Origin of the sequence: Lacrimispora algidixylanolytica, from assembly GCF_003609635.1 — a bacterium.
Lineage (GTDB): Bacteria > Bacillota > Clostridia > Lachnospirales > Lachnospiraceae > Lacrimispora > Lacrimispora algidixylanolytica.
On record NZ_MCIA01000010.1, the window covers coordinates 24573 to 37656 of the forward strand.

12 protein-coding genes and 2 pseudogenes are annotated in these 13084 nt (G+C 39.5%); 13 read left to right on the forward strand and 1 reads right to left on the reverse strand.

The window, feature by feature from the left end; all coding sequences use genetic code 11:
- Nucleotides 1–17 precede the first annotated feature (17 nt).
- The 13 genes and pseudogenes from BET01_RS08305 (at nucleotide 18) to BET01_RS08365 (ending at nucleotide 12718) form a co-directional block, all read left to right on the forward strand.
- The gene (locus BET01_RS08305) at nucleotides 18–554 is read left to right on the forward strand and encodes a bL17 family ribosomal protein (RefSeq protein WP_120196337.1); all 537 of its coding nucleotides are present in this window, start codon (nucleotides 18–20) and stop codon (nucleotides 552–554) included.
- A gap of 198 nt (nucleotides 555–752) precedes the next feature.
- Nucleotides 753–2000, forward strand: a complete 1248-nt coding sequence (locus BET01_RS08310; protein WP_120196338.1) for an N-acetylmuramoyl-L-alanine amidase family protein — start codon at nucleotides 753–755, stop codon at nucleotides 1998–2000.
- Between the two features lie 23 nt (nucleotides 2001–2023).
- Nucleotides 2024–3046, forward strand: a complete 1023-nt coding sequence (locus BET01_RS08315; RefSeq protein WP_120196339.1) for an N-acetylmuramoyl-L-alanine amidase family protein — start codon at nucleotides 2024–2026, stop codon at nucleotides 3044–3046.
- Between the two features lie 146 nt (nucleotides 3047–3192).
- Nucleotides 3193–4098, forward strand: a complete 906-nt coding sequence (locus BET01_RS08320) for an energy-coupling factor transporter ATPase (RefSeq protein ID WP_120196412.1) — start codon at nucleotides 3193–3195, stop codon at nucleotides 4096–4098.
- Complete coding sequence (locus tag BET01_RS08325; RefSeq protein ID WP_120196340.1) at nucleotides 4088–4936, forward strand: energy-coupling factor transporter ATPase; 849 nt, start codon at nucleotides 4088–4090, stop codon at nucleotides 4934–4936. The genes BET01_RS08320 and BET01_RS08325 overlap by 11 nt, the downstream gene beginning before the upstream one ends.
- Before the next feature lie 13 nt (nucleotides 4937–4949).
- Entirely contained in the window at nucleotides 4950–5750 is an 801-nt protein-coding gene (locus BET01_RS08330; RefSeq protein WP_120196341.1) for an energy-coupling factor transporter transmembrane component T family protein, read from the forward strand.
- A 24-nt stretch (nucleotides 5751–5774) separates the two neighbouring features.
- Nucleotides 5775–6509: pseudogene (truA, locus tag BET01_RS08335) on the forward strand (tRNA pseudouridine(38-40) synthase TruA); the annotation flags it as partial.
- Between the two features lie 549 nt (nucleotides 6510–7058).
- Nucleotides 7059–7493 carry a 50S ribosomal protein L13 gene (rplM, locus tag BET01_RS08340; RefSeq protein WP_120196343.1) on the forward strand — a complete coding sequence of 145 codons (435 nt, stop codon included), beginning with the start codon at nucleotides 7059–7061 and terminating at the stop codon, nucleotides 7491–7493.
- Between the two features lie 28 nt (nucleotides 7494–7521).
- Complete coding sequence (gene rpsI / locus BET01_RS08345; RefSeq protein WP_120196344.1) at nucleotides 7522–7914, forward strand: 30S ribosomal protein S9; 393 nt, start codon at nucleotides 7522–7524, stop codon at nucleotides 7912–7914.
- Nucleotides 7915–8386: 472 nt separating this feature from the next.
- Nucleotides 8387–9214 carry a BglG family transcription antiterminator LicT gene (gene licT / locus BET01_RS08350; RefSeq protein ID WP_120196345.1) on the forward strand — a complete coding sequence of 276 codons (828 nt, stop codon included), beginning with the start codon at nucleotides 8387–8389 and terminating at the stop codon, nucleotides 9212–9214.
- Nucleotides 9215–9228: 14 nt separating this feature from the next.
- The gene (locus tag BET01_RS08355; RefSeq protein WP_120196346.1) at nucleotides 9229–9720 is read left to right on the forward strand and encodes a PTS sugar transporter subunit IIA; all 492 of its coding nucleotides are present in this window, start codon (nucleotides 9229–9231) and stop codon (nucleotides 9718–9720) included.
- Between the two features lie 112 nt (nucleotides 9721–9832).
- On the forward strand, nucleotides 9833–11266 hold the full coding sequence (nagE, locus tag BET01_RS08360) for an N-acetylglucosamine-specific PTS transporter subunit IIBC (protein ID WP_120196347.1): 1434 nt from the start codon (nucleotides 9833–9835) through the stop codon (nucleotides 11264–11266).
- 423 nt (nucleotides 11267–11689) lie between these two features.
- Entirely contained in the window at nucleotides 11690–12718 is a 1029-nt protein-coding gene (locus BET01_RS08365; RefSeq protein ID WP_120196348.1) for a transglutaminase domain-containing protein, read from the forward strand.
- Nucleotides 12719–12840: 122 nt separating this feature from the next.
- Here BET01_RS08365 and BET01_RS22500 read toward each other — a convergent pair.
- Nucleotides 12841–12948, reverse strand: a pseudogene (locus BET01_RS22500) (winged helix-turn-helix transcriptional regulator); the annotation flags it as partial.
- Nucleotides 12949–13084: the final 136 nt, after the last annotated feature.

The window sequence follows — 13084 nt, forward strand, 5'->3', positions numbered from 1 at the left end:
AATGGAGGAATATTATAATGGCAGGATATAGAAAGCTGGGAAAAACTTCCAGCCAGAGAAAAGCATTAATCAGAAGCCAGGTAACTGCATTATTACACAATGGCAAAATCGTGACAACTGAGGCAAGAGCAAAAGAAATTCGTAAAGTTGCAGAAGGCCTTATCGCTTTAGCAGTGAAAGAGAAAGATAACTTTGAAATTGTTAAGGTAACAGCAAAGGTTGCACGTAAAGATAAAGATGGCAAAAGAGTCAAAGAAGTTGTAAACGGCAAGAAAGTTACCGTATACGATGAAGTAGAGAAAGAGATCAAAAAAGATCTTCCTTCTAGACTTCATGCAAGAAGACAGATGTTAAAAGTTCTTTATGATGTGACTGAAGTTCCGGCTGAAGCTGCAGGTAAGAAGAAAAATACAAAATCTGTTGATCTTCCTAAGAAGCTTTTTGATGAGGTTGCTCCTAAGTATGTTTCCCGTAACGGTGGATTTACCCGTATCGTAAAGATCGGTCTTCGTAAAGGTGATGCAGCTATGGAAGTTCTTCTTGAGCTTGTATAATTAGATTTTTTCATTCCCGATATTGGAGTTTCTCCTTTATCGGGAATTTTTTTGTTCATTTTCTCTTGAGAGAAAAGCAAGAATAAAGAAAGAATATCGTAAGTTGACGGTCAATTGCTTTCCGGGCTATAATGTTAAATATAGAATATTATGGCTATATTGCCAGATTCATTAAATATAGGAACGGGAGGAATTTATATGAAGAATATTACGAGAGTGATGGCCTGGGCGTGTTTGATCACCCTGCTGGGGGTAAGTGTCCCATTTGAGGCTTCTGCCGCAGCGGCAAAGACTATATCGTCCGTGACAATCAATGTTGGATTAGAGGAAATTGGAACAGGAGATACCTTACCATCTGAGACTGATTTTAAGACAAATGAGCAAACAGGAAATTACGTTTATGCCAATAACGATAAATACGAAGTGACAAGCTTGGATTGGGTTACTTCTGATAATAAAAAGATGAAGCTTGGTTCCGAGCCAAAGATGAAGGTAACTTTAAGAGCTACTGATTCTGATAACTATGCATTCAAAGGTGGCTATCAGTCCAGTAATGTCAGCATCAAAGGCGGAAACTATGTCTCCACTAACCGGTCTGGCTCAGATACCTTATATGTGACATTTACATTTAAGCCAATTAAAGGAACCTATGAATCACCAGAAGAAGCAGATTGGAGAGATTCTGGTTCCAACCTTGGAAGTGCTAAATGGAATTCTGTAGATGGAAGCTCTGACGTCTATGATGTGTATTTATACCGTGGCAGCACGATTGTAAAAAAAGTTGAGAGGCTGAAAGCAACCTCTTATAACTTCTACCCTTATATGACAAAAGCAGGAACTTACACCTTTAAAGTGCGTACCGTTCCAGCTTCTGACAGCGATTCCAAGTATGGAAAAAACAGTGATTGGACAGAGTCCGGCGAAACTTATGTACCTCAAGAAAAAGTATCAGATGGACGTGGCCAGGACAATGGTAACAGCTCAGTCGTGACAAGTCAGGATGTAGGCTGGATTAAGAATGGCAATAGCTGGTCTTACCGTTATCCAGATGGATCCTATCTTAAGAACAACTGGGGGAACATTAACAGCAGATGGTATTTATTTGACTCCAATGGTACCATGCTCACAGGATGGCAGCAAAAGAATTCTCTTTGGTATTATTTTAACAATGAGGGAGCCATGGTGACAGGCTGGGTTAAGTCATCTGATAACAAGTGGTATTATTTAAATCCATCTTCGACTAGTGGAGTGGAAGGTTCTATGACTACTGGCTGGATTGGTCACAATAACAGATGGTACTATGCAGACAACAAAGGTATTATGCAAGAAGGTTGGAATCAGATAGACGGAAACTGGTATTATTTCTATCCTGGTGAAGGATCAAAGGCAGTTAGCACTACCATAGGAGGATTTACGGTAGATGGCGCTGGTGTTTGGCGTAAGTAATAACGGAAAGGAAGTTGATGCAGATGAGATGGATACGGGGAAAGGTAGCGTGGCTGGTGCTTTTGTGTATGGTCATGGTTCTTGGAATGTCAGTCACAGCCAGTGCATCCGGTAACATAAAAATACGACTGGATGATGGAAGAAAAAGCAGCTGGACCGTAGGGATTCAAAACCCATCGGTTACAGTTAATCTTTCAGAGGCAAGTCCGGAATGGAGTAAGGATCTTGATAAATGGGAGCCGGGGAAAAAGGTGATAGCTACATTAACTGTTCCAGGCACATACACCAATGCTGATTTCTCAGTAACCGGAGGCAAGTTGGTTTCTGCAAAGGCGGAAGACGGCGAAACTATCGTCAAGGTATCTTACATTCCGGTTGCGAAGCTAGCTGATACGGAAAAAGCGGGCTGGAGTGATTCGGCAAGGACAAAAGCCAACTGGAAAAAGGTTCCTTTTGCTTCCAGGTATCAGGTGGTTTTATATAAAGAGGGCGGCATATGGGTTAAAAGTATGACCATTTCAACAAACAATGTTGACCTTCTGCAGTATATGGAAAATGGTGAAAAGTATTATTATACCGTGAAAGCCATTTTAAAAGATTCTTCAGAAGAAGATTATTTACAGGAAGGCGAGTCAGTTGACTCTGACGATTCCGTGGTTCAGGAGCTGGGAGAAACAAACGGAGCTTGGGCTGAGTACAAGAACGGAAAGAAGTATCGCAGTGAAGACGGTTCCTATGTAACCAATGCCTGGAGAATGATTGGCGGTAAATGGTATTACTTCAATGGCGAACAATTTGCAGCTACAGGCTGGCAATTTATTCATAACAAATGGTATTGCCTAGGTAGTGATGGAGCAATGCTTACAGGCTGGCAGAAATTAGACCAAAAGTGGTATTACTTAAATACGGACGGAGATATGGCTTCCGGCTGGATTCAACCACAACCTAACAAATGGTATTACCTGAATTTAGACGGAAGTATGGTCTCTGATACTGTAATTAATGATATTTACAAGATTGACAGTTCCGGTCTTTGGGTACAATAATTGAAATATAAGAAATGGTACAGAAAAAAACTCTGTACCATTTTTTGTATTTATAAAAGATTTATGACGATACTTGACTGATTGGGATTATTCATCTAAAATTATGTGGCATACGAATGTTTAAATATATGACAGAAAGGTCTACCATGGGAATAATAAAAGCGTCAAAGCTGATATTTGATTATATCAGAAGAGATGAGGAAGATAATATAGAAGAAATCAAACGTGCCATCGATGATGTCAGCTTGGATATTGAGGCTGGACAGTTCATCGCCATCCTGGGACACAATGGTTCTGGGAAGTCTACCTTTGCAAAGCAGTTAAATGCAATCTTACTGCCTACAGAGGGGACTGTATGGATACAAGGGCTTGATACTTCCCAGGAGGAAAACTTGTGGGAGGTAAGGAAAAGGACGGGAATGGTTTTCCAAAACCCAGATAACCAGATTATCGGAAATATAGTAGAAGAAGATGTTGGTTTTGGCCCTGAGAACATGGGAGTTCCTACTGAAGAAATCTGGAGACGAGTGGATGAGAGTTTAAACGCGGTTGGAATGGCGCCTTACCGGCTTAAGTCTCCAAACCGATTGTCTGGAGGTCAAAAGCAGAGAGTTGCTATCGCAGGAGTTATGGCCATGCGCCCTCAGTGTATTGTTTTAGACGAGCCAACTGCTATGCTAGACCCTAACGGCCGGAAGGAAGTAGTGAAGACCGTTCATGAGTTAAATAAGAAAGAAGGCATTACCGTGCTTTTGATCACCCATTACATGGAAGAGGTGACAGATGCAGACCGTGTAATCGTTATGGACGAGGGAAAAGTCGTTATGGATGGAACGCCCAAAGAGATTTTCTCAAGGGTAGAAGAGCTTAAGTCTTATCGACTGGATGTTCCTCAGGTAACAGAACTTGCTTATGAACTTAAAAAGGAAGGCGTTGACTTACCAGATGGAATACTGACCCTTAATGAACTGATGGAAAATCTGATGCCTAAATTTGACGGTCATTTATCGAATGAGGAAGCATTGGAGAACGGAGGAGACCATGGGCATTAAAGTGGAACATTTAAATTACATCTATGGACAAGGCACCGCCTTTGAGCAACACGCTTTGAAAGATATAGATTTGGAAATTAAAGACGGAGAATTTGTAGGGCTTATTGGTCATACCGGCTCTGGGAAATCAACTCTGATTCAACATTTAAATGGATTGATCCGTGGGACAAGCGGAGCCATTTACTTCAATGGTAAAAATATATACGAAGCTGGTTATAACATGCAGGCTCTTAGAAGTCATGTAGGTCTTGTATTCCAATACCCGGAGCACCAGCTCTTTGAAGTAGATGTATTTTCTGATGTATGTTTTGGCCCCAAAAATCAAAAACTTTCCAAGGAAGAGATAGAAAGCCGGTCCAGGGAAGCACTTACTATGGTGGGGCTTGATGAAAGCTATTATAAGCGTTCTCCCTTTGACTTATCTGGAGGTCAGAAACGCCGCGTGGCAATTGCTGGAGTTCTTGCCATGAGGCCGGAGGTCCTTATCCTAGATGAACCTACTGCAGGTCTTGATCCAAAGGGAAGAGATGAGATTCTTGATCAGATAGAGCGGCTTCATAAGGAACAGAAGATGACTATTATTTTAGTGTCTCACAGCATGGAGGACATCGCCCGGTACGTGGATCGGATTTTAGTCATGAACCATGGGGAAAAAGTGTATGATGATACCCCAAAAGAGGTGTTTATGCATTATAAGGAATTGGAGGCCATTGGTCTTGCTGCGCCTCAGATCACCTATGTGGTTCATACCTTAAAAGAGCGAGGCATACCCATCGATACCAATATTACAACCATAGAGGAAGCCAGGGACGAGATTTTACGGCTTCTTTCAAAATAGATCAGGAGATACTATGTTAAAAGATATTACATTGGGACAGTATTATCCAGTGGATTCCTTTCTTCACAAGCTGGATCCAAGAACCAAACTGTTTGGGACTATGGTTTTTATTATATCCCTTTTTGTTGTAAATGACATTAGGGCATATTTGATTGCTACCTTATTCTTAGCATCAGCCATATGGCTGAGCCAAGTGCCATTATTTTATATGGTGCGGGGATTAAAAGCAATTGTATTCCTTTTGCTGATCAGTGTCAGCTTCAACTTATTTTTGACACCTGGAGAAGCAATATTTAGACTGGGATTTATAAAGATAACAAGAGAAGGAATTCAGATTTCAGCATTTATGGGTGTTCGACTCATCTATCTGGTTGTTGGTTCCTCCATTATGACCCTTACCACAACACCCAATCAGCTTACGGATGGCCTGGAGAAAAGTTTAAACTTTTTAAATAAGGTCAGAGTACCTGTACATGAGGTTGCTATGATGATGTCCATCGCACTTCGCTTTATCCCTATTTTAGTAGAAGAGACAGATAAGATCATGAAAGCTCAGATGGCACGTGGAGCTGATTTTGAGTCAGGAAATCTAATACAAAAAGCAAAAAATATGATTCCTCTTTTGGTTCCTCTTTTTATCTCTGCCTTTCGCCGGGCCACAGATCTTGCCATGGCTATGGAAGCTAGGTGCTACAGAGGTGGAGAAGGAAGAACAAAGATGAAACCTCTCCGATATGGGAGACGAGATGGAGTTACGTATCTTGTCTTTGTGTTATACCTGGCTGCAGTTGCAGGCGTCCGGTTCATTGGATAAGAAATACCGTAAGAAGGAGAAGATATGAAACGGGTAAAGTTAATCGTTGCCTACGATGGCACTAATTACTGTGGCTGGCAGATTCAAATCAATGGGCTTACCATAGAAGAAGTGCTTAATAAGTACCTTTCTGAGCTGTTAAAGGAACCCATAGCCGTTATCGGGGCCAGCAGAACCGATTCCGGAGTACATGCAGAGGGAAATGTGGCAGTGTTTGATACCGAAAACAGGATGCCCTCTGATAAAATTTGTTTTGCATTAAACCATAGGCTGCCTGATGATGTTAGAATTATTAAATCAGAGGAGGTGGCGCCAGATTACCACCCCAGAAGGCAAAACTGTGTGAAGACATATGAATATAAAATAATGAACCGGAAAATTGAGGTTCCCACCTTGAGACTCTATGCTCATTTTTGCTATTATCCTCTGGATGCAGATCGAATGCGGGAAGCAGCAACCTACCTGACAGGAGAACATGATTTTAAGAGCTTCTGTACGCCCCGTAAGCAGGCGGAAGAGACTGTAAGGAACATTTATAGCCTGGACGTAGAAAAAGCCGGAGATTTGATTACCATACGGATTGTAGGCAGTGGATTTCTATATAATATGGTTCGAATTATTGCAGGGACCTTGATGGCGGTAGGAATGGGAGTCTATCCCCCTTCTTATATGGAAGAGATTCTTGATGCCAGGGATAGAAATGCAGCAGGACCAAAGGCAGCAGCAAGAGGTCTCACCTTGGTCAGCCTGGATTATGAAAAAGAACCTAAAAAAGAGATTCGGGGAGAGAATAAGGAATGGAGTTATACTCTTTCTCAGGAGGAGATTGTTTCCCAGAAGAAAGCCTATCTTACCATACATCGATGCCGCCAAGAGGACTTTGACCGTTTGCTGATTCGAGTGGTTCATCAAGCTGTGAGAAACGGCGCAGAAAGGGTCTATGTTAAGGATGAAGAAATGTCTGGAAGGATCCTTTTGGATAAATCTTATGGATTTTATAATTTTCGAAGCGATGATGAGAATGAAGAGTGGCTGGTCACAGAAAAATAAGCTTGAAAACCTTGATTTTATAGGGAAAAGAGGTTGACACGCGCGGCTGAATGTAATATAATGTATAACTGTGACGTTAGTCAAAGATGTTCAGCCATGCCCCGGAGTGAGCATTTTTAAATATAACTTATTTAGAGGTCATTTTATGATTTCTAATGTAAAGGTGCACTGATTTCAGCACCACGCATCTGATTATGAAACTTGGATTTCATAGTATAGTAATGCTTACTAACACCAGAATTTACAGGAGGTTGTCTAATGAAGACTTTTATGGCTAGTCCAGCAACAATTGAGAGAAAATGGTACGTAGTTGACGCTACAGGATATACATTAGGACGTTTAGCTTCAGAATTAGCTAAAGTTTTAAGAGGTAAGAATAAACCGATCTACACACCACATGCAGATTGTGGTGATTACGTGATCGTAGTAAATGCAGATAAGATTTCCGTTACAGGAAAGAAGTTAGATCAGAAGATCTACTATAATCACTCTGAGTATGTTGGTGGTATGAAAGAAACAACATTAAGAGAAATGATGGCTAAGAAACCTGAGAGAGTTATGGAATTAGCAATTAAGGGTATGCTTCCAAAGGGACCTTTAGGCAGAAGTATGATAACAAAGCTTCATGTATTTGCAGGCCCAGAGCATGATCATGCTGCTCAGAAACCAGTAGTTTTAGACATTAAATTATAATTAGAGGCGCTGAAAGGAGGAAGTTATCATGGCTATTGTAAAATTTTACGGAACAGGCAGAAGAAAAGAATCTGTTGCTAGAGTATATTTAGTACCAGGTACAGGTAAAGTAACAATCAACAAGAGAGATATCGACCAGTACTTAGGACTTGAAACATTAAAGGTTATTGTTCGTCAGCCATTAGTTGCTACAGAGACAGTTGACAAGTTTGACGTTTTAGTAAATGTTCACGGTGGTGGTTTTACCGGACAGGCTGGTGCTATCAGACACGGTATCGCAAGAGCTCTGCTTGAGGCAGATATAGAATATCGTCCAATTCTTAAGAAAGCTGGTTACTTAACCAGAGATCCAAGAATGAAAGAAAGAAAGAAATACGGCTTAAAGGCTGCACGTCGTGCACCTCAGTTCTCAAAGAGATAATAAGCTCTATTATAAAAATGTTAAAATCCTCGAAACTCTTATGTTTCGGGGATTTTTGCTTTACCATGATAGTAAAGTAATGCGAAATAAAGTGAAAAATAATATGTAGAGAACATTAAATTAGGTTAATGGCTTCTAATATCTACTAAATGAAAAGTGTTTTAATTAAATAATAAATAAACAAAAGTGGTTTTGAGAAAAAATTACTAAAAAATAGAATATTATAGCTAATAAAATAATAAAATAGATAAATAATATAAACTCATATATAAAAGTATGTGCAAATAGTATTGAAAAGATTATATTTTATAGAAAGAAATTGTTGACTTTTCAAAATGAAACTGATATGCTTAAAAAAACTTAATATCGAAATGGGTTGTTACTGGCAAGCAGGCAAAACCAATTTTAGTTTAGAAAACAGAATTCTGTTTTTTGAATTAAGATTGGTTTTTTTTATTCACAGGTGAGGTTTATGAGGATTGAAAAGATTATTAACAATAACATTGTAAGCGCTCTGGATATTGATGGGAAAGAAATAATTGTCATTGGCAGGGGAATTGGATTCGGTGCAAGGCCAGGCAAAGAGATTGCGGAAGATAAGGTTAGTAAGGTATATCACTTAGACAATCAAAAAAGTATGGATCAGTTTAAGGAGCTTCTTGTAAATCTACCCCTGGAACATCTTCAGGTTTCAACGGAGATTATCAACTATGCAAAAAGTGTTTTAAACAGAAGTTTAAATCAGAATATATACATAACACTGACGGATCACATAAATTTTGCGATTCATCGTTTCAAACAGAAGATAGATTTTTCCAATCCGCTCCTTAGCGAAATAAAGACCTTTTATAAAGAGGAGTATCTGATTGGAGAATATGCGATCGCTTTAATTGAACGGAAGGTCGGAGTCAAGCTTCCGGTTGATGAAGCGGGCTCCATTGCGCTTCATATCGTAAATGCTGAACTCAATAGTGCAATGCGGGATACCATCGGAATCACAAATCTGATACGAGATGTGGTGAAACTTGTGAAAGAGCATTTTTCTAGAGAACTGAATGAGACCTCTTTGAATTATCAGCAATTCATCAGCCATTTAAGATTTCTTTCTCAGAGGATTGTCGCTAGAGAACCTTCAAACTATCTAGATGAAGGATTTAGCCATGCAATATCCAAGATGTACCCGTATGAATATGAGTGCAGTTTCAAAATTAGGGATTACATATTAGAAACATATCATTATCAGTTAGTAGATGAAGAGATTGCATGTTTGGCAATTCATATCAAAAGATTAGGAGTTTAAGTGGAGGTTAATCTATGTTTCGTTCATTGAAAAAAATCTTTCTAGGCGACAAAAATGAGAAAGAATGGGTATTGGCGCCTGTGGAGGGAAAGGTGGTTCCTCTAAGTGAAGTAAATGACCCTGCTTTTAGTCAGGAGATTTTGGGAAAAGGAGTTGCTATCGTTCCGGAAAAAGGGAGAATCGTGGCACCTTTTGATGGAGTTGTCTCAGTTATGTTCCAGACAAAACATGCAGTCAGCGTTACATCAGAAAAAGGTGCAGAGGTAATTATTCATGTAGGACTGGATACGGTCCATTTAAAAGGAGACCATTTTACTTCATTTAAAAATCAGGGGGACCATGTGAAACAAGGAGAGCTTCTCTTGGAATTTGACAGGAAGGCCATAAAAGAAGCTGGTTATGATCTGATAACGCCTGTCATTGTCTGCAATACATCATGCTACCCGAATATTGTATGCCATAGTGGTATGCAGGTTAAAGAGCTGGAGCCTATTATCGAGTTGTAAAGGCAGGGGAATGGGTTGAATAAAAAGATTTAAAAGGGGTGAAATCTAAACTTGCAGTGATGCAGGAGTGGATAAAAAATGTCCGGGAGGACAAAGGGAAGGGAGTTACTTTATGAAGTATTTACAAAAACTGGGGAAATCATTAATGCTTCCAGTAGCGTGTCTGCCTGCGGCAGGCATTTTGATGGGGATCGGGTATTGGATTGATCCCACCGGCTGGGGAGCCAATAGCGCCATCGCGGCATTTTTGATTAAAGCAGGTGGAGCCATTATTGATAACATGGCTGTACTATTTGCCATTGGAGTTGGAGTAGGAATGTCAGACGATCACGAAGGAACCTCGGCTTTGGCAGCAATCGTTTCCTGGCTGATGATTCAGACTATTTTATCTCCGGGAGTTGTTTCCATGTTAAAAGGGATTGATGTCAGTGAGGTAAATGCTGCTTTTGGAAAAATCAACAATCAGTTTATTGGTATCGTATCAGGAATTATCGGTTCCACCTGTTATAACAGGTTCAAGAATACGAAGCTTCCTGATGCTCTGGCATTCTTTAGTGGAAAGCGTTCGGTAGCCATTGTGACGGCGCTAGTCTCTCTGGTCGCTTGTTTGGTCCTGTTCTTTGTATGGCCCATTTTATATACAGGGCTGGTTATATTTGGAAAAGGAATTTTAGGTATGGGAGCTGTAGGAGCTGGCTTATATGGTTTCTTTAACCGCCTTCTGATACCGGTAGGGCTTCACCATGCACTGAACTCTGTATTCTGGTTTGATGTTGCAGGTGTAAATGACCTTGGGAGTTTCTGGGCAGGAACTGGTACCTTGGGGCAGACAGGGCAGTATATGACAGGCTTTTTCCCGGTTATGATGTTTGGTCTTCCAGGGGCAGCTCTAGCCATGTACCATACTGCAAAGCCTGGAAAGAAGAAAAGTGTGTATGGATTACTGCTGGCAGCCGCCGTATGTTCCTTCTTTACAGGAGTAACAGAGCCTTTGGAATTTGCATTTATGTTCCTTGCGCCAGGTCTATATTTGATTCATGCAATCCTGACAGGTATTTCATTGGCAATCTGTTCTTTGCTTCCAGTGCGTACCGGATTTAACTTCAGTGCTGGTTTTGTTGACTGGGTTTTAAGTTTTAAAGCTCCAATGGCTATGCATCCACTTTATATTATTCCACTTGGTCTTGCTTATTTTGCTGTTTATTATTCTATATTCCGTTTTGCAATTACAAAGTTTAACTTCAAGACTCCAGGACGAGAAGATGAGGATGTAAATGAAACAAAAATAACTCTTTCCAATCATGATTACACCCAGATTGCTGCGATCATTTTAGAAGGCGTAGGTGGGAAGAGTAATATTACCAGCATTGATAACTGCATTACACGATTAAGGCTTGAAATAGTTGATCAGGCGCAAGTAAATGAAAAGATAATAAAATCATCGGGTGTGACAGGGGTAATTAGGCCTGGAAAGAACAGCCTGCAAGTAATTGTGGGAACCCAGGTGCAGTTTGTGGCTGATGAATTTAAGAAGATGTGTGAATGAGTTTCTGCTACATAAATGTCAATATCATGTTTCATATAAAAAAATGCCTGTCGGATGATAGGCATTTTTTTTTGGATATATTGGAAGAGATCAAAATGAGATATTTAGGGGGATATAAGTGGAGAAAATTGTTAGTAAGGGTAAAAAGCAGAAGTCATTGAAGCAATGAAAGAAAAGGATTATAATATAAAGGGGTTTCATGATGTATCTATAGAGGCCGGAAACTATTTTAATTACAAAAAAGGTATAAAGGAGCAGTTTGTTTTATTACAAATAAATTGATTGGATATATAGGATAACTCAATATTAATAAACTACAAAATACTACTTACGGAGATTAGAACTGCCATGACGGTACGAATACAGTTCAAATTTGCTTTGGTATGTTTTTTACTAAAAAGAAGAAATGGTAAATGAGGTAAAATGGAATTATATTATTATAGTCAGTTGGATAAGCAGCAACAAAGAATTTATCAGGTCATGAAGAATGGTCTGGAGTCGCTTTCACTAAGTTTCGATGTTCAAAGAGTTGATGGAAAAGAGCTGAGTGATATTTTTAACAAGTTAAAACTTGATTGCCCGGAGATATTTTATGCTCCAACATTTCGATATTCTTACTATGAGGATTCTACGTTGGTAAAGATAAAACCGGAATACTTGTTTGATAAGAATAAAATTAAAGAGCATCAATTGGCGATGAATGCCAGAGTGGAGAAGCTCGCCCGGGTGGTGATGGATAAAAGTGACTGGGAAAAGGAGCAATATATCCATGACTTTATCTGCGAAAGTGTCACTTACGATAAGCTGAAGAAACAATATTCACATGAAATACTAGGCCCATTGGGGCAGGGAGTTGGCGTTTGTGAAGGAATCGCAAAATCTGTGAAGATTCTTTGTGATCAGTTGTCTATTCCTTGTATTGTTGTTATTTCTGAAAATAACCCGGTTAAGAACATAAAATATCGTCATGCGTGGAATGTGATTCGTATCAATGGAGTTTGGTATCATTTAGATGCTACGTTTGATAATACATTAGGGAAAAAAGAAGTGAGATACGACTACTTTAATTTGGATGATAAGAGTATCTTTAAGGATCACGAAGCTTTGATATACAAAGCTCCTGCGTGTAACGAGGATAATTATTTCTACTATAAAGAGAAGAAGCTTTCTTTTACCAAGCAGGAAGATGTAGCGAAACGTTGCCAACAAGCAATTAAAAAAGGAAAAGTTCTAACCTTTCATTGGAGAGGAGGCTATCTGACCAAAGTTGTCATGGAGGAATTACTGCAAGTCATAGCTGAGGCAGCCAAGGAAAAGAATAGGCACAGTCAGATATCTATCAACTGGCAGCAGGCAGTGATCCGTGTGAAGTTCATGGAAGAGCAAATAGAAAATTCAGTGAAAATGGAAGATGCGTACGAAGAGGAGAATGAGGCAGCGCTGATTCAATAGTTTATGGGCGGGAATCAATTCTTATAACTATTTATAACTTTTAGGTAAGTACTCCACAAAAATGTGCGTACTTGTATCATTCATTATTTAAATAATTTATAGGAAAAGAAGCGACTACTAATTTAATGTAGTTGCTTCTCTATTTTTTCGCCCCAATCACAAAGATCGTATAGAATAGGAATGAGCGTTTCTCCACGTTCAGTTAAAGAGTATTCTACTCTAGGAGGTACTTGTGGATATTCCGCTCAACTTACAATGCCATCATTGATTAATTCTTTTAACATGACACTTAAGGTTTAAAATGAGATTGTTCCAATCAGTCGATGAAGTTCATTATGGCGTAACACCTTATTTTCTGCCAGTAGG